The organism is Dietzia massiliensis (assembly GCF_018390595.1).
Classification (GTDB): domain Bacteria; phylum Actinomycetota; class Actinomycetes; order Mycobacteriales; family Mycobacteriaceae; genus Dietzia; species Dietzia massiliensis.
The window spans coordinates 1-18585 of the sequence record NZ_JAHBAV010000033.1 but is presented as its reverse complement, the minus strand read 5'-3'; the positions used below and the strand labels follow the sequence as shown (position 1 = coordinate 18585).

Sequence of the window (18585 nt, the reverse complement as noted above, 5' to 3'; positions counted from 1 at the left end):
TAGTCTCGATCCCATGTCTCTGCTGTCCCGTGCGCTCGGCATGGCCGGGCGGGCCTCGGTGGTCGCCGTCGGCGCCTCCGTCGCCTCCGCAGTCCTCGTGGGTATCGATCAGCGTCGGGGGGCGACCCCGCAGGTACCCGATCACCCCGGCCCCTACTCCCCCGAGGAGCGCGAAGCGGCGGTGCGGATGTACCTCACCGCCCTCACCGCGCCCGCCGCGGCGTTCCGCGTCCCGTTCGCGCCCGACTGCGTGCGGCGCGAGAACGGGCTCAAGACCGGCTTCAACGCGACCCAGCTCCGCTGGGACCTCCACCTACACCTGCAGTACTCGGTGATCCGTGAGGTGCGGGACATCGTCCTCACCGTGGATCCCCCGGGCCGGGAGGGCGTCGTCCACGCGGAGTTCACGCTCGCCACCGTCCTGGGCGTGAAGGCCAGGGTCTCGGAGGACTTCGTCGTGCCGCCCGAGGACTGCCTCATCCACTCGATCGACGCCCGCATCGCAGTGGGCTGAACGCCTCGGGGTTAGAATCAGGCCATGGTGCTCTTCTTCGAGATCCTCCTCGTCCTCTGCACGCTGGCCATCCTGTGGGCCACCTGCTACATCGTCTACCGCACGGTCACCGACGAGTCGTGACGGAAAGCGGCCAGCCGAACGCCGGTGACCCCACGCCGCCCACCCCTGACGGGGTGGGGGGCGAATCGGTGGTGCGCGGGTCCGGGAACGCTGCCGTCAACGCCGCCGCGCAGCGCTCCGAGGAGACCGCCCGCCGCAACATCCCCGCGTTCTCCGAACTCCCCGTCCCCGAGGACACCGCCAACCTGCGCTTCGGGCCCGACCTCCACCCCGGCCTGCTCGCCCTGCTGCCCCTCGTGGGTGTCTGGGAGGGCGAGGGCGAGGCGGACACCGAGGACCGCGGTCAGCACCGGTTCGGCCAGCAGGTGGTGGTCTCGCACGACGGTGAGAACTACCTGAGCTGGACTTCCCGTTCGTGGACCTACGACTCGGGGGGCGCCGTGGACGACGCGGCGTACCGCGAGACCGGGTTCTGGAGGATCTCGGCGGACGACCAGCTCGAGTTCCTCGTGGCCCACGCCTCGGGGATCATCGAGATGTACTACGGCACCCCCATCACCCAGTCGGCATGGGAGATGGCCACCGACGTGGTCCTCGCCTCCCCCACCGGCCCCAAGCGGGGCGGCGCCAAGAGGATCTACGGGATCGTCGAGGGCGGCGACCTCGGCTGGGTCGAAGAACGGGTCCACCCGGAGAAGGGCCTGGTCCCGCACATGTCCGCGCGCCTACGCCGCGTCGCGGGCTGACCCGCACTGGCCCCGCGCCGCGCCACCGACCCCGCCCCGCGTAGCCGACCCGCCCTGCGCAGCCGGCTTCGCTCCCGCCCAGCCGATTCCGGTCGGGTGGGCGGTTCTCATGCGCGTCCGACCGCGCGATCGACCATCCCGGCGACGTCGATCCCGGGGTCCCCACCCGGCAACGTCGTGTCGTCGATCCGCCGGACCCGGGCGTACAGCGTCACGGAGGACAGCAGCCACATCGCGTCGGCCGACACGAGGTCGGTGAGCAGGAGACGCTCACGCCGCACGGGCACACCGTCGCGTGCGGCGACCTCCGCCATCGCGGCCAGGGTCGTGCCCTCGAGGATCCCGACCTCCGCCGGTGGACTCAGCAGTTCACCGTCGCGGGCGATCACCACCGTCGAGCGCGGCCCCTCGAGGACCTCACCGTCCGAGGCGAGGTAGACCACGTCGTCGAACCCGCCCGCCGCGGCGTGCCGGAGGGCCGCCATGCTCGTGGCGTACGACAGGGTCTTGGAGCCGATCAGCAGCCACGGCGCGGAGCCGGCGACATCGGAGGCGTACCCCCGACCGAGGGCCGTCACGGCGATCCCCTCCGCCCGCGCCCGGAGCGCTGACCCGCTGACGGGCGCGACGGTGATGTACGCGGTCTCCTGCCCGCCCCGCTCGGGCCCACGGGACAGCACCAGGCGCAGCATGCCCTCCGTCCGGGTGCCCCACTCGCGCGCGGCCAGGTCCATTCCGGCCCGCCACGCGGGCTCCGAGGGCCCCGTGAGCCCCAACGCGGCCGCCGACCTCGCGAGACGCGCGAGATGCCGCTCGGGCTTGGCCGGGCGGCCTCCCACCACCAGGAGGGTCTCGAAGCACCCGTCCCCCCGGACGGCGGCGAGGTCGTCCGCCAGGAGCAACGGCTCGGACGCCGGGTGGACCCGTGGCCGCGGCCCCTCCGGTCCGCCGGAGACCAGGACGACGACCCTGGCATCGTCAGGCCGATCGATCGCCGTTCCCGCTGGAGTGCCCATGGAGCCCACACTACGACCTGGTACGTACACTCGCGATCGTGACCGATCCAGCTGTGCCCGACCGGACCGACAGCCGCTACCGCAGCCCGATCCTGGCCCGCCCCGGAGCGGTGGACGCGAGCGACGACTCCGCTGACGCGGGGGTCCCCCACCACTACGGCGACCCCTTCGGCGAGCAGCGGGCCGCCGACTCCGGGTTCGTGATCGTCGACCGCTCCCATCGCGATGTCCTGACCATCGGCGGCGGCGAGCGGCTGACGTGGCTCGAGGGGTTCGTCTCCCAGCACGTCGCCGAGATCGGCGACGGCGGCGGCGGCGAGACGCTGGTGCTGGACGCCAACGGGCGGATCGAGCACCACGCCGTGCTCGCCGACGTGGACGCCACCGTGGTCATGGACACCGAACCCGGCCGGGGCGCGTCGCTGCTGCAGTTCCTCACCAAGATGGTCTTCTGGGCCGACGCGGCCCCCGCGGCCGCCGACCTCGCGGTCCTCACCTTCGCCGGCGCGGGCCTGCCCGCGACCCTCACCTCGCCCGACGGCGCCGGGGTGGACCTCCCGACCGGGGACTACGCGAGCGTTGCGCTGCCGGGTGGCGGGATCGCCCGTCGGATGCCGTGGCCCCAGGCCGGCTCGGTCGACCTGGTGGTCCCCCGCCCGGCGCTGACGGCGTGGTTCGCCGCCGCGGTCGACGCGGGCGCCCGGCCCGCGGGCTCCTGGGCGTTCGAGGCGCTGCGTGCGGCCGGGACGACCCCGCCGAGGGGCCGCCTGGGCGTGGACACCGACGAGAAGACAATCCCCCACGAGATCCCCACGTGGATCGGCGGCGTGGCCGAGCGGGGCGCGGTGCACCTGGACAAGGGCTGCTACCGGGGCCAGGAGACGGTGTCCCGGGTCCACAACCTCGGACGCTCCCCCCGCGTCCTCGTGCGATTGCAGCTGGACGGGTCGAGCGGCGACGAGCTGCCCTCGGTCGGTGCCGAGGTCCGCGCGGGTGGCCGCCCGGTCGGCCGCGTGGGCACGGTCGTCCAGCACCACGAGGACGGCCCGGTCGCGCTGGCCCTGCTCAAGCGCGCGGTCCCCATGGACTCGGCCCTCGAGATCGACGGGGTGGACGCCGCCGTCGACCCCGACACCGCCCCGCAGGACGGCGGCCCGCAGGCCGGCCGCGAGGCGATCCGTCGGCTCCGCGGCCAGGCCTGACGGCCCCCGCGGCCAGGCCTGACGGCCCCGGCGGCCGGTCCTGACAGACCGCGCGGCTCCTGCCTGGGAGGCGCCGCCCACCCCCGTGTGTGGCCGACCCGCGGGCCGCTCCACGACACCCGGGCGGACATTCCGCGCCGGGCACGCTATCCTGTGGGCAGGCAGATACTCACACTTGCAATGGGCACCCCCGAGGTGGCCCAGCACCGTTTCCGAGGGGGTCAGGTCAATGGGCCGAGGCCGCGCGAAGGCGAAGCAGACCAAGGTCGCTCGCGAACTCAAGTACAACACTCCGCAGACGGACCTAGAACGTCTCCAGCAGGAGTTGTCGGGTGGGGGGTCGTCCATGCGGCTCAGCACCGAGGAGGACGACGACCCCTACGGGTCGTGGTCCGACGGCGACACCAGGTACTGACCACTCCCGCTCCCGCCAGACCTCTCGTGGGCCGGGCATCCCCCTACGGATGCCCGGCCCCCGTACGTGGCGCGGGCGGGGATCAACTGACAACAACGACAGCGACCCGGCCGGAACTGCCCCGGCCGGGTCGCTGTCGTCGTATGGTCCGCGGGGCGCGGTCAGAACCGCGCGTGTGAGCCCTCGAGCACGACGCGGGGCGCGTCGGCGTCCTCGCCGGCCTTCTCCACGCGGCCGATCACCCAGTTCTCCACGTGGCGGGCGGTGAGGACGGCCTGGGCCCGGTCCACGTCCTCCTCGGGCAGGACGGCGACCATGCCCACGCCCATGTTGAACGTGCGCTCCATCTCCGCCTGCTCGACGCGGCCGTGGTGCGCGATCGTGCCGAACACGGCGGGCACGGGCCACCGACCGCGGTCGAGCCGCGCGACCAGACCCCGCGGCATGACGCGCGCCAGGTTCTCGGCCAGGCCACCGCCGGTGACGTGGCTGAACACTCGGACGTCGGTCTCGGCGATGAGGCTCAGGCAGTCGAGCGCGTAGATCCGCGTCGGCTCGAGCAACTCCTCACCCAGCGTGCGGCCGAACTCCTCGACGTGCCCCTCGAGGGGCAGCCGCGCGAGGTCGAGCAGCACGTGCCGCGCCAGGGAGTACCCGTTGGAGTGCAGCCCGGAGGACGCCATCCCGACGATGACGTCGCCCGGCCGGACGTTCTCGGCCTGGAGGATCTCGTCGGCCTCCACGATCCCCACGCCGGTGGCGGAGATGTCGTACTCGCCCGGTGCCATGAGGCCCGGATGCTCGGCGGTCTCCCCGCCCAGGAGCGCGCAACCGGCACGGACACACCCCTCGGCGATGCCCTCGACGATGTCGGCGACGTGCTCGGGGACCACCTTGCCGATCGCGATGTAGTCCTGCAGGAAGAGCGGCTCGGCGCCGCACACCACGAGGTCGTCGACGACCATGGCGACAAGGTCGATCCCGACGGTGTTGTGCACGTCCATCGCCTGGGCGACCGCGATCTTGGTGCCGACGCCGTCCGTGGACGAGGCCAGCAGCGGCTGGCGATACGTGTTCTTCAGTGAGAACAGCCCGGCGAAGCCACCGAGGCCCCCCATCACCTCCGGCCGGGTCGCCCGCTTGGCGTGCGGCGCGAACAGCTCCACCGCGCGCTCACCCGCGTCGATGTCGACGCCGGCGGCGGCGTACGAGGCGCCGGTCGGGGGGTGTGGGTTCTCGGTCATGTGGTGTCTCTCCTCGTCGGCGCCGCTCTCGGGCGCCCGGTGGGGTTCGGCGGTCGACGCCGGTGTCAGAGCCTGTGGACGACGTCCGCGCTCTCGCTGCTGTCCGGGGCCTCGGCGATCTCCAGCTCGTCGACCTCGGCGGCGAGCGCACGAACGGCCGCGCTCATGGCCGAGTCGTCGGGGAGTTCGATGGGATAGTGCCCGTCGAAACACGCCGCGCACAGCTCGTCGCTGCGCTGGCCGCTCGCCTCGATCATCCCGTCGACGGAGACGTACCCGAGGCTGTCCGCGCCGATCGCGCGGCGCACCCCCTCGAGCATTCCGTCCGACGCGTCGACGCCGTTGGCGATGAGCTCCGCCGGGCTGGCGAAGTCGATGCCGTAGAAACACGGCCAGCGCACCGGCGGCGAGGCGATCCGGACGTGCACCTCGAGGGCGCCCGCCTCGCGCAGCATCCGCACCAGGGCGCGCTGCGTGTTGCCTCGGACGATCGAGTCGTCCACCACCACCAGGCGCTGGCCCCGGATCACCTCGCGCAGCGGGTTGAGCTTGAGGCGGATGCCCAGCTGCCGGATGGTCTGGCTGGGCTGGATGAACGTGCGGCCCACGTAGGCGTTCTTCGTGAGCCCCTGCGCGAACGGGATGCCCGAGCCCTGGGCGTACCCGACGGCCGCCGGCGTGCCGGACTCGGGCACCGGGATGACCAGGTCGCCGTCGGCGGGGTGCTCGCGGGCCAGCCGGCGACCGATCTCGACGCGGGCGGAGTTGACCAGACGCTGGTTGATCACCGAGTCCGGCCGGGCCAGGTAGACGTACTCGAAGACGCACGTCTTGGGGGTCGGGGGCGAGAGCTTGCGGGACCGTACGCCGTCGGCGTCGATCGCGATGAGCTCGCCGGGCTCGATGTCGCGGACGAACGAGGCGCCCACGATGTCCAGGGCGGAGGTCTCCGAGGAGACGACCCACCCGCGCTCCAGGCGACCGAGCGCCAGCGGGCGGACCCCGTGCGGGTCACGCGCCGCGTACAGGGTGTTCTCGTCGGAGAAGGTGAGGCAGTAGGCGCCCCGCAGGTGCGGGAGCAGGCGGGCGGCGGCCTCCTCGAGCCCGCCCTCCCGCGCCTCGTGCGCGAGCAGGGTCGAGATGATGTCGGAGTCCGAGTGCGCGCTGTCCTCGGTGTACCCGCGGATCCCCAGCTCGGTGGCGTGCCGCTTGAGCTCGCGGGTATTGACGAGGTTGCCGTTGTGCCCGAGGACCACGGAACCGCCCTCGGTGGTGGGGCGGAACATCGGCTGGGCGTTGTCCCAGCTCGCCGCGCCCGTGGTCGAGTACCGGCAGTGGCCGATCGCGACGTGGCCGTGCATTGACTCGAGCGTCTTCTCGTCGAAGACCTGGCTGACGAGGCCGAGGTCCTTGTAGACGAGGACCTGCTCGCCGTCGGCGACGGCGATGCCGGCCGCCTCCTGGCCGCGGTGCTGCAGCGCGTACAGGCCGTAGTAGGTGAGTTTCGCGACGTCCTCGCCGGGGGCCCACACCCCGAAGACGCCGCACTCCTCGACGGGGCCGATGCGTTCGGCGTCGATCGGCAGACCCGCCGGTCCGGGCGCGGACGGGTCCGGCAGCCCGAGCCCCACGGCTGCGGGGCCGCCGGTACGGCGCAGTGCCCCGGACGGTGCCGGACGTGACGACGTGCTCTCCACCAGCTGGTGCTCCCTCACGGCTTTCGGGACTCCCCGCCCGGACGGACCCCGACGGTGTGTGCTGCAAGTCTACGTTCCCCGACCCCCGTGACCCCAAAGCCAGCGGCGGCACCCCCTCCAGCCGGCGGGCGAGCGGACCACACGAGGGCCGCGGTCACGCCCGGCGGACGACGGGCAGGCCCGCGGCGACCGCCGCCGCCCGCGTCCCCGAGGCCCGCACCCAGCCCTCGGCGACGGCGGTCTCCCACGTCACCCGGCCGGTGGCCAGCTGCAGCCACGTCCGCGGGTCCGTCTCGACGACGTTGGGCGGGCTCCCCCGCGTGTGCCTCGGCCCCTCGACGCACTGCGCGGCGGCGTACGGCGGCACACGGACCTCCACCGACCGCCCCGGCAGCTCGGCCGCGAGGCTCTCCACGGTGCCGCGGACCGCCGCCGCGAGGGCCGACCGACCCGGTCTGGCGTTCGTCTCGTCGTCGTCGAGCCAGGGGGCCACCGCCTCGACGGCCGCCCGCACCGCCGCGGCGTCGGGGACGCGGCTCACGCCGGGGCCCCCGCGCCCGCCGACAGGGCTCGCCGGCGCGCGCGCCGCTCCTGTGCGGTGCGTCGGCTCCACGTGCGCGCGGGCCGACTGGTGAGCAACAACAGAATGAGAACGTTCACGGCCAGGACAGGATATCCCCCGAGGAAGGTGTCCTGTTCGGCGTCGGTGGTCAGGCGGCCGTACTCGGTGGAGATCGTGCTGACCACCGTCATCGTCAGCAGCCACACGCGCGGCCGCGCGTACCCCAGCCACGTGAGCAGCGCGAGGACGGCCATCGCCCCGTACACGGCGCCGATGAACACCGCGAGCGCCATGACGGCCGGGACGACCTCGGACTCGTCCAGGCCCGCGAACTCCTCGAGGTCGGCCCCGCCCAGCACGTCGCGCAGCGCGAGGACGGTGAGGACGAGCACGGTCACCGCGACCAGCGCGCATCCCGCCGTCAGCGCGGCGGGGCGCGGCAGGTGCCCGGGGTCGCGGGCCGCGTCATCGGCCGGGCGGTCCGGGTCGCCCGACGCGATCCCGCCCTCGGCCCGGGGGTCGTCGTATCCGCGCGCCGCCCGGACGACCCCGGGCGGCAGCTCCGCCGCCGACACGTCGGGCACGGGCACGGCGCGCAGGTCCACGACCGGCAGGTCACCGTCGGTGCGGATCGCGTCGCCACCGCCGTTGCGGGAGTGGTAACCGGCCGAGAAGTTCTCCAGCACCCGCACCCCCGCCTCGGGCACGTGGTAGCGGATCGAGTCGACGATGTAATCCCGCTCGACGTCGATGTCCGCGTCGATCTTGTGGGTGACCTGCAGCGTGAACAGCGACAGGCCCACCGCGCGGTCGTACGTGCCGGCGCCCAGCCACTGCACCCGGTGACCGCCCGGCAGGAGCCAGCCGTCGGGGCAGCGCCAGAACCGGACGTGGTGCCGCCGGGACGCGTTGCCCTCGACTTCCTGCTGGTAGGCCAGGCACTGCCGCCGGCCGAAGAGCGTGAGGGGACTCACCGGCGCGGACGGGTACGACCGCCGCAGCACCGACGACAGGACGATCCCCCACGACGAGCGGACCGTGACGTCATCGGCCAGCACCCAGCCGCACGCGGTCATCGCCTCGTGGATCTGCCGCGCCGTGCCGTCCACCGCGAGGTTCACCGGATCCCCCAGCAGGCCGTCGGAGGTACGGGTGCGCGCGATGAAGTAGCCGGGCACGTACACCGACGTGATGAGCGTCTGCAGCCGCGGCAGGACGAGATAGGCCACGAGCGCCCAGAACGGGACGAGCAGGAACACATGCCACCACGCGTGGTGCCACACGTCGTCGAGGAGCCTCCAGCCCAGCCACGCCGCCGCGACCGTGGCCAGGGTGAAGAACACGGTGTCGACCACGGTCCCCGGCAGCGGCGGCCGCACGGTGTCGTCGCGGACCTTCGACGGCGGGCTCACATAGACGGGCGGCCCGGCGGGGGCCTGCTCGTCCCGGGACGCGGCCGGGGACGCGGGCGGGGCGGCGGGGGCGGCGTCGCCGCCGGCAGCCGACGCCGTGCGCTCGCTCGTGGACATGGCTCGACGATAGCGTCCGGTACGACCCGCCGGCCCGCGGATCGCTGCGAGAATATCGCCGTGCCCACGCCCGATCCGACGCCCGCGAGCAGCCTGCCCGCACACGAGGACCACCTGCGTGCGCTGGGCCTACCGCTCATGATCGCCCCCTCGACCCGACGCCGCGAGGTCCTGTCCCGGTCCGCCGGCGTCAGCGCCGCGCTCGCGGTCGCCGGAACCGGCCTCGCGGCCGCCGACCGGTCGAACGACTACACGACCGCCCTGCTCGAGCGGGTCGGCCCGGACTCGGATCCCGAGCTGCTCGCCGCCCCCGAACCGATCGTCCAGCTGCTCCTGCTCGCGATCGCGCTCGTGGCGATCGCCCCGCTCGTGGGGTGGCTGGTGTCGAAGACGGCCCGACGCGCCGGCCCGGCGACCGGCTCCGCCCTCGGACTGGTGTCGCTGATCGCCCTCGTCGTCGTCCCCCACGTCGCCTTCGACCCGCACGACGGCCCATCCCACCGCACCACCCTCCTCGCCGCGGCCGCGGTGCTCGTCGGGACCTACACCGGGCTCGGGTCGCTCGTGCGCTGGTCGGCGCGCCGCGTGCGCCGGGAACTGACGACGATGGGGCCGATGGTCGCGCGCGTGCTGCCGATCCTCATGCTGGCGGTCCTGTTCCTGTTCTTCAGCGTGGAGATCTGGCAGGTCATGGTGGAACTGTCCTGGCCGCGCACCGTCGCCGTGCTGGGCGTCGTCGTGGCCCTCACCGTCCTGCTGGTCGGCATCTCGACGCGCGACGACATCCTCCACGAGCTCCGGGACCGCGGACCCGAGCACCCGCTGCTCCGCGGCGAGCGGATCAACCTCGTGATGGTGCCGGTCGTGGCGACCCTCATCCAGGCGGCGCTGTTCGCCACGCTCGTGTTCTTCTTCTTCCTCACGCTCGGCTGGATCGCGGTGCCCGACATCACGGAGACCCGGTGGACGCTGCGCCCCCTGAACGACACGGGCGGCCTGCTGTTCGGACTCCCTGTGAGTGTGACCCTGGTGCGGGTGTCGCTGATGCTGGCGGTGTTCTCCGCGCTCAACCTGGCCGCCGCGGCGGCCTCCGACGCCGCGCACAAGGCGCGGTTCGTGCGTCCGATGCTCGACGAGGTGGTCCGTGGCCTCGCCGCGCGGGAGGCCTACCTGAGGGCACGACGACGAGGAGGGCGCTGAGCCCGCACGCCCTGACGGGCCGTCAGGGCGTTCGGAGGTCCCGGGCCCGCAGCCGGACGGTCACGATCACGGCACCGATCACGACCGCGGCGGCAAGGGCCAACGCGTCGGCCCCCATGACCACGTGCAGCAGGGCCCCCGCCACGCCGCCCAGCACGAGCGCCGACCACAGCGCCACCTGCTGGCGGTACGGCGCCCACGAACCACCGGCCAGCGCGTCGACCAGGCGGTGGGCGGACTTGACCACCGCGCCCGTCATGTAGGTCACGCCCAGCGAGACCTCGCCGCCGGAGTGGAACACCGAGTTCATGGCCCCCATCGCCGTGGCCGCGACCGCCACCGACAGCGGCACCGCGAGGACTTCGACGGTGGTGAGCCGCTGCGCCACGAGAGCCGCCACCAGCAGCACCGCGACGAGGGTGAGGACGGCCGGCCGGTCGTCGAGGTTGCGGCGGCGCGTGACGACCGCGCCGGCCACCGCGCCGGTGAAGAACGACACGAGCACGACGGCCGCGATGCCGGCGGCGCCGAGGTCCCCGTCCGCGAGCGAGACGACCATGCGGGTGGAGTTGCCGCTCATGAACGACACGAAGTAGCCGCCCACCACGAGGAACCCGACCGCGTCGACGAACCCGGCCGTGCCGGCGAGCACCACGGCGAGCACCCGTTCGCGTCTCCGCAGATCACGCATGCGCCCGACTACCCCCCGGCCCGGCCGTCGACGGTGACCGTCACACGGGGTCGACGCCGAACAGCGCCGGCAGCGTCCCCTCGTGTGCGTCGCGCAGCTCGTCGATCGTCAGCGTGAACTGGCCCTGCACCTCGAACGTGCTCGGGTCCGGGTCCGTCACGCCGATGCGGGCGTGCGGGATGTTCTGCGCGGTGAGCATCTGCTGGAAGCGGATCTCCTCGCCGCGCGGCACCGAGACGATGACGCGGCCCGAGGACTCGGAGAACAGCCACACGAACGGGTCCGCGTCCTCGGGCAGCACGATGCGCATGCCGCACTCCCCCGCCAGCGCCGACTCGACCAGCGCCTGGGCGAGGCCTCCCTCGGAGAGGTCGTGGGCACCGGTGATCAGGCCGTCCTTGGAGCAGGTCGCCATGATGCGGGCGAGCGTGGCCTCCCACGTCAGGTCCACGGTCGGGGGCGTCCCGCCGAGGTGGTCGTGGGCGACCTGGGCCCAGATGGAGCCGTCGAACTCGTCGCGGGTCTCGCCCAGCAGGTAGATGCTCTCGCCGGGGGTGTCGCCGAACGCGGTGGGCGTGCGGCGCGCGACGTCGTCGATCACGCCGAGCACGCCCACGACGGGCGTCGGCAGGATCGGCGTGGTGCCGGTCTGGTTGTAGAAGGACACGTTTCCGCCGGTGACGGGGATCCCCAGTTCCGCGCACCCGTCGGCGAGCCCGTGCACGGCCTCGCGGAACTGCCACATCACGCCCGGGTCCTCGGGCGAGCCGAAGTTGAGGCAGTTGGTCACCGCGACCGGGGTGGCGCCGGTGACGGCGACGTTGCGGTAGGCCTCCGCCAGGGCGAGCCGGGCGCCCGTGTACGGGTCGAGCCGGGTGTAGCGGCCCGAGGCGTCGGTCGACAGGGCGATGCCGCGGCCGGACTCCTCGTCGATGCGCAGGACGCCGCCGTCGGCGTACTCCGCGAGGATCGTGTTGCCGCGCACGTAGCGGTCGTACTGCTCGGTGATGAACTTGCGCGAACACAGGGCGGGGCTGGAGATCATGTCCAGCAGGGTCTGCCGCAGTTCGTCGCCGGTGGCCGGGCGGGCGAGGCCGGCGGTGGTGTCGGCCTGCAGGGCGTCCTGGTCGGCCGGGCGCTCGACCGGGCGCTCGTAGACCGGTCCCTCGTCGGCCAGCGACTCCGGCGGGGCGTCCACGACGATCTCGCCGCGGAACTCGATGGTGAGGCGGTCGCCGTCCGTGACCTCGCCGATGTCGGCGGCCAGCACGTCCCAGCGGCGGCACACCTCCATGAACGCGTCGACGTTCTCCGGGGCCACCACGGCGCACATGCGCTCCTGCGACTCGGACGACAGGATCTCCGCGGCGCTCATGCCCTCGGCGCGCAGCGGGACGTTGTCCAGCACGATGTGCATGCCGCCGTCACCCGCCGCGGCCAGCTCGGAGGTCGCACACGCCAGGCCGGCGCCGCCGAGGTCCTGGATGCCCACGACGAGCTTCTCGCGGTACAGCTCGAGGCAGCACTCGATGAGCACCTTCTCCATGAACGGGTCGCCCACCTGGACGCTGGGCAGCTTGCGCGGCTTCACGGGCGCGCCGTCCTCGCCCACGTCGAAGGTCTCCGACGCCAGGACCGACACGCCACCGATCCCGTCGAGACCCGTGCGGGCGCCGAACAGGATGATGCGGTTACCCGTGCCCGACGCGAACGCCAGGTGCAGGTCCTCCACCCGCATGACGCCCGCACACAGGGCGTTGACGAGCGGGTTGCCGGCATAGGACTCGTCGAACACCGTCTCGCCACCGATGTTGGGCAGGCCCAGGCAGTTGCCGTAGCCACCGACGCCGGCCACGACGCCGGGCAGCACCCGGTGCGTGTCGTCGGCGTCCGCGGGCCCGAAGCGCAGCTGGTCCATCACGGCCACCGGCCGCGCGCCCATCGCCATGATGTCGCGGACGATCCCGCCGACGCCTGTCGCGGCGCCCTGGTAGGGCTCGATGTACGAGGGGTGGTTGTGCGACTCCACCTTGAAGGTCACGGCCCAGCCGTCGCCGATGTCGACGACGCCGGCGTTCTCGCCGATGCCGGCGAGCATGGTGGACCTCATCTCGTCGGTGGTGGTCTCACCGAAGTACTTCAGGTGCACCTTGGAGGACTTGTAGGAGCAGTGCTCCGACCACATGACCGAGTACATGGCCAGCTCGGCGTCCGTGGGGCGGCGCCCCAGGATCTCGCGGATGCGGGCGTACTCGTCCTCCTTGAGTCCGAGTTCGGCCCACGGCTGGGCGAGCTCGGGGGTGGAGGAGGCGTGCGAGATGGAGTCCACGTGAGAGGTCACGGGGCCGAGTCTAGTCGGAGCCCACCGGCGGGCGAATCCGCTCCCGTGCCCCGTGACCGGCGCGGCATCCGACTAGGTGGACAGGACCTCGAACGTCAGGCCGCCGCGCCGCACCCGCTCGAGGAGCGCGTCGCCCATCGCCTGCGCGGTGGTGAGCTGACCGGAGAGCGCGGGCAGGTCGTCGAACGCCAGGCACAACGCCGACTCGGCCAGCATCATGGACGTCTCCGTGTAGCCCGGGTCCCCGCCCGAGACGCGGGTGACGACCCGCCGCCCACCGGCCAGGGCGACGAAGGTGACGTCGAACGACGAGCGGGCCCGGCGGGACTCGCTCGGCCCGGCGCCGCGGTCGATCCGCTTGAGGATCTGCGACCGGATCGGGCCGACCTGGGACCCCGCCGCGAGCGCGCCCACACCGACCATCCCGGCGACGGCGGTGACGGGCGAACCGACCGAGGCGTAGTGCGAGTAGGTGAAGTCGGGGCCGTAACTGTCCAGCGCGGCGGCCGAGCGCAGGATGACCTGCGGATCGATGGTCGGCAGCGGCACGAGCCACCGGCCCAGCACGCTGTCGTGGTGCGGCTTACCCGTGACTGACTTGATCCGCCGGCCGGCCACGCGTCCCTCCTTCTGCCGCCGCCGCGCGGCCGTCTTCGCGGCCTCGCGCAGTCGGGCGAACTGGCCGATCGCCGAGTGGAACGTCCCGCCCGAGAACCGGGCGTCCGCGTGGACCGCCCCGTAGACGACCGCGGGCACGCCCTCGGGCACGTGCTTCATCGTGTAGAACACGCCCATGTCGTGGGGGACCGAGTCGAAGCCGCAGGCGTGGACGATCCGGGCCCCGGACGCCACGGCCGCGTCGTTGTGCTCGAGGTACATGCGGTCGACGAACTCGGGCTCGCCGGTCAGGTCCACGTAGTCGGTTCCGACCTCAGCGCAGGCGGCCACGAGCGGCTCGCCGTACTCGAGGTAGGGACCGACAGTGGTGATGACGACGCGGGCCGACAGCGCCATCTCCACCAGCGACCTCGCGTCCTCGGTGTCCGCGACCACGACGCCCGGGGCGGGGACGTCCGGCCGCTCGGACGCCAGGCGGGCGACGAGGGCGTCCAGCTTTGTCCGGTTGCGCCCGGCCACGGCCCACGAGCCGCCCTCGGGCAGGTTCCGCATCAGGTACTCGGCCACCAGTCCCCCGGTGAACCCGGTCGCGCCGTAGAGGACGATGTCGAACGGGCGATCGGCCTTGTCGGACGGGGACGCGGGCTGGATGCTGGATTCGCTCATTCCACGGTTGTACCGCAATCAGGCCCTTCGTGACCGGGCCCCGATCTCGCCCGCGTGTCTGCCGTGGGACGCCGCCGAGCGCGGCGGCCGCGCACGTAGTCGGCCCCTCGCTGCGAAGATCGCGCTGTCAACCCTTCGCGGCGACACCTTCAAATGGTCGTGACCACACCGGCGATGGTCGTAACCATGTCGGCGACACCCCCGGATTCGCACGATGGCTACGACCACAATCGAGATCCCGCTCGCCGCGGATCCGCCGCACCGGTGCCAACGCACCCGCGCGCGGGTCGACGTCACTCGGCGTGGGAGAGAAGACTTTTCCCAGAGTTCTTCCTACCGACCGCCCGCACACCAGGCGGACGAAGTGCGAACACTGCGCTCACCAGCACGTTTAGTACCACAGTGATGTGCACCACTGGCTTATCGAAACCTGAGCGCGATCTCGGTCGGCCGTGCACAATCATCACGCACGCGCGACCACCCGGGTCGCCGGCACTCGCCCCACTCCCCCGGGGCGATTAGATAAGGAGACCCCATGGACTTCACCGGTTCGATCCTTAAGGAAACCCTTCCCCTCTCGGCCGAGATCACGAGCGGGTCGACGGGCACGGGCTCGTCTTTCATCGACACCCTCGTGGGTGCGCCGTTCACGCTCCTGAACATGGTGGCGCTTTTCGTCGGCGGTCTCGGCGGAGACATCGGCAGCTCCGGTAGCGCCGATCTCGGCACCGTCATCGGCGAGATCGCCAAGGGCATGCTGCCGGCCTGAGCGAGCATCAGCAGCGGCCAGCCCGACTGGTCGTCAACACCGAAGGGCCCGCCGGGAGAGATCCCAGCGGGCCCTTCGTTCTGCCGTCGCCGCGGCGTCGACCGCGGTTAGCAGCGCCTGGCTAGACCTTGACGACCGCGTCGAGCGCGGACAGGAACAGGCCGAGGCCGTCGTCGGACGGGCCGGTCAGCGGGTCGATCGCGTGCTCGGGGTGCGGCATGAGCCCCACGACGCGGCCGTTCTCCGAGGTGATGCCGGCGATGTGGTTGGTGGAGCCGTTGGGGGCGTCGCTGGCGAAGCGGAACACGACGCGCCCCTCGCCCTCCAGCTCCTCGATCGTGTCGGCCGTCGCCATGTAGCGTCCCTCGCCGGACTTGAGCGGGATGAGGATCTCCGCGCCCTTCTCGAAACGCGACGTCCAGGCGGTGTCGGTGTTCTCGACGCGCAGCCACTCGTCGCGGCAGATGAAGTGCATGTCGCGGTTGCGGCCCATGGCGCCGGGCAGGAGGCCGGCCTCGCAGAGGATCTGGAAGCCGTTGCAGATGCCCAGCACGGGCATGCCGCCGCGGGCGGCGCTGATGACCTCGCCCATCACGGGGGCCATGGACGCGATGGCACCGCAGCGCAGGTAGTCGCCGTAGGAGAAACCGCCGGGCACGACCACCGCGTCGACACCCTTGAGGTCGGCGTCGTCGTGCCACAGCGAGACGGCCTCGCCGCCGGCGCGGGTCACGGCGCGGGAGGCGTCGATGTCGTCGAGCGTGCCGGGAAAGGTGATGACGCCGATCCGCGCGCTCACGAGGCGACCCCCGCGGTGTCGACCCGGACGACCTTCCAGTCCTCGATCACCGTGTTGGCCAGCAGCGACGAGGCGATCTCCTCGAGCTCGGCGTCGGTGACCGAGTCGGAGACCTCGAGCTCGAACCGCTTGCCCTGCCGGACGTCGGTGACGCCGTCGTGACCGAGACGGCCGAGGGCTCGGTGGATGGCCTGACCCTGAGGATCGAGGATCTCGGCCTTGGGCATGACTTCGACGACGACTCGGGCCACGTGGGAACTCCTCGTTCGGGGCGGTTTCGCGGGGCGGGCCCGGACCTGCCGGGACTCACCTGTCGATCCTACCCGCAGCCGGCGCCGCGGCCGAAGCTCAGGCGGCGCCCACCAGCGCGGTGGGTGACCACTCGTAGCGCGCGACCCGCGCTCCGTACTCCCCCGTGACGAGGTCCACGGCGTCGAGCAGCGCGGCCCGCGGGGCCGGGCGGGAGAGCTGCTTGGCGGAGACGTTGAGCCTGACGAGCCCGTCCGCTGCGGCGGTGCGGCCGGCGGCGGCGACGAGCGCCCGGCACCACCAGGCATCGGCGACGAATCCCTCCCCGATCGACAGGGCGCGGCCACGCTCGGTGGTGCCGCGGACGACGTCGTGGATCCCGGTGAGGGCGGCGCAGAGCCGAAACCCGACGTCGGGCAGGGCCCTGAGGCAGCCCGGAGAGGCGTTCCAGCGCGGCGGCGCGAAGACCCGGGTTCGCAGGCCCATATCGGCCATGAGCCGGTCGGCGGCGGTGAGACGCACGGTGGCCTCGGCGGGGCCGATGGACGCGAATTCGGGTCGGCGGCGCCTGGTCGCCGCGTCGTCGTAGCCGCCCAGGACGATCGCGTCGCCCTGCCCGCGGCGGTGCCGCAGCCATGCCTGCGTGCCGTGGTCGGCGGCGAGTGCGTACTCGCGACCCCGTCGCGGTGCGACGAGGAGGGAGACGGGGACGGACCTGCGCTCGAGCTCACCGACGAGGTCGACGGCGTGGTCGAGGCTGGTGTCGCGCAGACCCGAGAGGGAGACGATGAGGCGCGGGGGCATGGCCGCATGGTGACAGACCGGGGTGACATGACGACGACGACGAGGTGTACGTCTGATGGCCGGGCCCCGTCGGGCCCGCTCAGGCCGTCAGATCGGGAGTGTCTCCTCGAGCGCCTCCACCAGTTCGGGGGCCCCCGGCTCGACCTTGGGACGGAACCGGCCGACGACCTCACCCTCGGGAGAGATCAGGAACTTCTCGAAGTTCCACTGCACGTCGCCTGCCTCGCCGTCCGCGTCGGCGACCTTGGTCAGTTCGGCGTAGAGCGGGTGCCGGTCGGGGCCGTTGACGTCGACCTTGGCGGCGAGCGGGAAGGTGATCCCGTACTTGCCGGACGTGAACTCCTTGATGGCGTCCTCGTCCCCCGGCTCCTGTCCCATGAACTGGTTGCACGGGAAGCCGATCACGAACAGGCCGCGGTCGCGGAAGTCGTCCGCGAGCTCCTGCAGGCCCTCGTACTGCGGGGTCAGACCACACTCGCTGGCGACGTTGACCACGAGGACGGCGTGGCCCGCGTAGTCGGCCATGCTGGCCTGCTCGCCGTCGATGGTGGTGAACGAGATGCCGTGGACGCTGCCATTGCTCATGTGACCCAGCCTACTCGGAACTCTCTATTGACAATCTGTTGGGTTTTCCCAACACTTAGGTGCATGAGCCCAGTGCGTCGGGGAGAAAAGCTCCCGATCTTCAACCGGATCGCCGTGCTGCGTGCGGAACAGAGACTGAGCCGCGCAGCACTCGCCGAGCGGATCTCGGTGAACCCACAGACCGTGGGTGCGCTGGAGCGCGGCGACCACTACCCGAGCCTCGACCTCGCCTTTCGCATCTGCGAGGTGTTCGACCTTCCGGTCGAGGCCGTGTTCTCCCGCGAGGAGTTCCGCCCGATGTCCGCCGAGATCTACCGCCGCGACCGAGAGGACTCGTGATGACCACGCGCACTCACGACAACCCGACCCCCGACAGCCCGACCTCCGACGCTCGTACCACCGCGGAGCGGCGGTACGAGAAGAACCTGGAGCGCACCGAGATGAGCCTGCCGACCTGGCGGACGGCAGCTCGTCGCCGTCTCCTCGTCCGTCTCAACTGGGCGAGCCTGAGCATCATGGCCGCGATCGCGGTGGCCGGCTACTTCTGGTTCCCGATCATCCTGGCCTGGTTACCCATGACCGTGGTGATCTGCACCGTCTGGACCATGCTCCGGGTGACGATCGACTCCAAGGACACCGCACCCGCCCGCTACCTCGACGAGTTCGAGACCGCCACCCTGCTCCAGGCCCGGTCCCGGGCGCTCAACCTGGTGACGAGCGGACTGTTCGTGATCTCGCTCGTCCTGATCTTCGGCTCGAGCCTGCAGCTCGGGGAGGGCCACCGTCTGGCCTACATGATGGGCGGGCTCGGCATCATCCTGTTCCTCGCCGGTGCGGTCATCCCCGCTGCCGCGATGGCCCGCACCATGGAGCCC

The 18585-nt window shown here is 72.2% G+C and carries 20 protein-coding genes; 8 read left to right on the top strand and 12 right to left on the bottom strand.

Translation table 11 applies throughout. From position 1 onward, the window contains the following. The first annotated feature begins 13 nt into the window (after positions 1-13). Both KHA85_RS10445 and KHA85_RS10440 read left to right on the top strand, forming a co-directional pair. Positions 14-514: a DUF8021 domain-containing protein gene (locus KHA85_RS10445; protein ID WP_213185736.1), complete on the top strand. Its 501-nt coding sequence runs from the start codon at positions 14-16 to the stop codon at positions 512-514. A 119-nt stretch (positions 515-633) separates the two neighbouring features. Beyond that, the gene (locus KHA85_RS10440; RefSeq protein ID WP_197471375.1) at positions 634-1323 is read left to right on the top strand and encodes a heme-binding beta-barrel domain-containing protein; all 690 of its coding nucleotides are present in this window, start codon (positions 634-636) and stop codon (positions 1321-1323) included. Between the two features lie 107 nt (positions 1324-1430). Here KHA85_RS10440 and KHA85_RS10435 read toward each other — a convergent pair whose 3' ends face one another. Beyond that, positions 1431-2339, bottom strand: a complete 909-nt coding sequence (locus KHA85_RS10435) for an aminodeoxychorismate lyase (RefSeq protein ID WP_236885504.1) — start codon at positions 2337-2339, stop codon at positions 1431-1433. 38 nt (positions 2340-2377) lie between these two features. Here KHA85_RS10435 and ygfZ point away from each other — a divergent pair, with 38 nt between their 5' ends. After that, positions 2378-3541, top strand: a complete 1164-nt coding sequence (gene ygfZ / locus KHA85_RS10430) for a CAF17-like 4Fe-4S cluster assembly/insertion protein YgfZ (RefSeq protein ID WP_213185735.1) — start codon at positions 2378-2380, stop codon at positions 3539-3541. A 229-nt stretch (positions 3542-3770) separates the two neighbouring features. Then, positions 3771-3956 carry a DUF3073 domain-containing protein gene (locus KHA85_RS10425; RefSeq protein ID WP_213185734.1) on the top strand — a complete coding sequence of 62 codons (186 nt, stop codon included), beginning with the start codon at positions 3771-3773 and terminating at the stop codon, positions 3954-3956. A gap of 161 nt (positions 3957-4117) precedes the next feature. On the opposite strand, the gene purM is transcribed toward KHA85_RS10425, so the two are convergent. The 4 genes from purM to KHA85_RS10405 all read right to left on the bottom strand — a co-directional run bounded on the left by purM (position 4118) and on the right by KHA85_RS10405 (position 8988). Beyond that, the gene (gene purM, locus KHA85_RS10420) at positions 4118-5200 is read right to left on the bottom strand and encodes a phosphoribosylformylglycinamidine cyclo-ligase (RefSeq protein WP_007630684.1); all 1083 of its coding nucleotides are present in this window, start codon (positions 5198-5200) and stop codon (positions 4118-4120) included. A gap of 65 nt (positions 5201-5265) precedes the next feature. Next, a complete protein-coding gene (gene purF, locus KHA85_RS10415) occupies positions 5266-6819 on the bottom strand; it encodes an amidophosphoribosyltransferase (RefSeq protein WP_438802053.1) in 1554 nt (517 codons plus the stop codon). A 232-nt stretch (positions 6820-7051) separates the two neighbouring features. Beyond that, positions 7052-7438 (bottom strand): sterol carrier family protein, encoded by a 387-nt coding sequence (locus tag KHA85_RS10410; protein ID WP_213185733.1) that lies wholly within the window; start codon positions 7436-7438, stop codon positions 7052-7054. Then, positions 7435-8988 carry an LssY C-terminal domain-containing protein gene (locus tag KHA85_RS10405; RefSeq protein ID WP_213185732.1) on the bottom strand — a complete coding sequence of 518 codons (1554 nt, stop codon included), beginning with the start codon at positions 8986-8988 and terminating at the stop codon, positions 7435-7437. The genes KHA85_RS10410 and KHA85_RS10405 overlap by 4 nt, the downstream gene beginning before the upstream one ends. Before the next feature lie 60 nt (positions 8989-9048). Here KHA85_RS10405 and KHA85_RS10400 point away from each other — a divergent pair, with 60 nt between their 5' ends. Then, on the top strand, positions 9049-10188 hold the full coding sequence (locus tag KHA85_RS10400) for a hypothetical protein (protein ID WP_213185731.1): 1140 nt from the start codon (positions 9049-9051) through the stop codon (positions 10186-10188). Between the two features lie 22 nt (positions 10189-10210). Here the strand turns inward: KHA85_RS10400 and KHA85_RS10395 are convergent, their stop codons facing one another. The 3 genes from KHA85_RS10395 to KHA85_RS10385 all read right to left on the bottom strand — a co-directional run bounded on the left by KHA85_RS10395 (position 10211) and on the right by KHA85_RS10385 (position 14504). Beyond that, positions 10211-10879 (bottom strand): YoaK family protein, encoded by a 669-nt coding sequence (locus KHA85_RS10395; RefSeq protein WP_063972943.1) that lies wholly within the window; start codon positions 10877-10879, stop codon positions 10211-10213. Positions 10880-10919: 40 nt separating this feature from the next. After that, a complete protein-coding gene (gene purL, locus KHA85_RS10390) occupies positions 10920-13220 on the bottom strand; it encodes a phosphoribosylformylglycinamidine synthase subunit PurL (protein ID WP_213185730.1) in 2301 nt (766 codons plus the stop codon). A gap of 72 nt (positions 13221-13292) precedes the next feature. Further along, complete coding sequence (locus tag KHA85_RS10385) at positions 13293-14504, bottom strand: saccharopine dehydrogenase family protein (RefSeq protein WP_131886179.1); 1212 nt, start codon at positions 14502-14504, stop codon at positions 13293-13295. A gap of 535 nt (positions 14505-15039) precedes the next feature. Between KHA85_RS10385 and KHA85_RS10380 the strand changes: the two genes are divergently transcribed. Beyond that, a complete protein-coding gene (locus tag KHA85_RS10380; RefSeq protein WP_131886178.1) occupies positions 15040-15273 on the top strand; it encodes a hypothetical protein in 234 nt (77 codons plus the stop codon). A gap of 121 nt (positions 15274-15394) precedes the next feature. Here KHA85_RS10380 and purQ read toward each other — a convergent pair whose 3' ends face one another. The 4 genes from purQ to KHA85_RS10360 all read right to left on the bottom strand — a co-directional run bounded on the left by purQ (position 15395) and on the right by KHA85_RS10360 (position 17710). Then, on the bottom strand, positions 15395-16072 hold the full coding sequence (gene purQ, locus KHA85_RS10375; RefSeq protein WP_131886177.1) for a phosphoribosylformylglycinamidine synthase subunit PurQ: 678 nt from the start codon (positions 16070-16072) through the stop codon (positions 15395-15397). Then, positions 16069-16323, bottom strand: coding sequence for a phosphoribosylformylglycinamidine synthase subunit PurS (gene purS / locus KHA85_RS10370; RefSeq protein ID WP_007631242.1), 255 nt, complete (start codon positions 16321-16323; stop codon positions 16069-16071). The genes purQ and purS overlap by 4 nt, the downstream gene beginning before the upstream one ends. Before the next feature lie 97 nt (positions 16324-16420). Beyond that, positions 16421-17125: a DUF2334 domain-containing protein gene (locus KHA85_RS10365; protein ID WP_213185729.1), complete on the bottom strand. Its 705-nt coding sequence runs from the start codon at positions 17123-17125 to the stop codon at positions 16421-16423. An 87-nt stretch (positions 17126-17212) separates the two neighbouring features. After that, a complete protein-coding gene (locus tag KHA85_RS10360) occupies positions 17213-17710 on the bottom strand; it encodes a glutathione peroxidase (protein ID WP_213185728.1) in 498 nt (165 codons plus the stop codon). 63 nt (positions 17711-17773) lie between these two features. On the opposite strand from KHA85_RS10360, the gene KHA85_RS10355 reads away from it, so the two are divergent. Continuing rightward, positions 17774-18049: a helix-turn-helix transcriptional regulator gene (locus KHA85_RS10355; RefSeq protein WP_061229006.1), complete on the top strand. Its 276-nt coding sequence runs from the start codon at positions 17774-17776 to the stop codon at positions 18047-18049. Further along, on the top strand, positions 18049-18585 hold a 537-nt coding region (locus KHA85_RS10350), incomplete at its 3' end, for a hypothetical protein (RefSeq protein ID WP_213185727.1). The genes KHA85_RS10355 and KHA85_RS10350, both read left to right, overlap by 1 nt.

Bases quoted from the DNA above. Each gene is read 5' to 3' on its own strand.
- KHA85_RS10445 (WP_213185736.1), top strand. From the start codon at position 14: ATGTCTCTGCTGTCCCGTGCGCTCGGCATGGCCGGGCGGGCCTCGGTG.
- KHA85_RS10425 (WP_213185734.1), top strand. From the start codon at position 3,771: ATGGGCCGAGGCCGCGCGAAGGCGAAGCAGACCAAGGTCGCTCGCGAA.
- KHA85_RS10385 (WP_131886179.1), bottom strand. From the start codon at position 14,504: ATGAGCGAATCCAGCATCCAGCCCGCGTCCCCGTCCGACAAGGCCGAT.
- KHA85_RS10365 (WP_213185729.1), bottom strand. From the start codon at position 17,125: ATGCCCCCGCGCCTCATCGTCTCCCTCTCGGGTCTGCGCGACACCAGC.
- KHA85_RS10435 (WP_236885504.1), bottom strand. From the start codon at position 2,339: ATGGGCACTCCAGCGGGAACGGCGATCGATCGGCCTGACGATGCCAGG.
- KHA85_RS10360 (WP_213185728.1), bottom strand. From the start codon at position 17,710: ATGAGCAATGGCAGCGTCCACGGCATCTCGTTCACCACCATCGACGGC.
- KHA85_RS10405 (WP_213185732.1), bottom strand. From the start codon at position 8,988: ATGTCCACGAGCGAGCGCACGGCGTCGGCTGCCGGCGGCGACGCCGCC.
- KHA85_RS10395 (WP_063972943.1), bottom strand. From the start codon at position 10,879: ATGCGTGATCTGCGGAGACGCGAACGGGTGCTCGCCGTGGTGCTCGCC.
- KHA85_RS10355 (WP_061229006.1), top strand. From the start codon at position 17,774: ATGAGCCCAGTGCGTCGGGGAGAAAAGCTCCCGATCTTCAACCGGATC.
- purM (WP_007630684.1), bottom strand. From the start codon at position 5,200: ATGACCGAGAACCCACACCCCCCGACCGGCGCCTCGTACGCCGCCGCC.
- KHA85_RS10380 (WP_131886178.1), top strand. From the start codon at position 15,040: ATGGACTTCACCGGTTCGATCCTTAAGGAAACCCTTCCCCTCTCGGCC.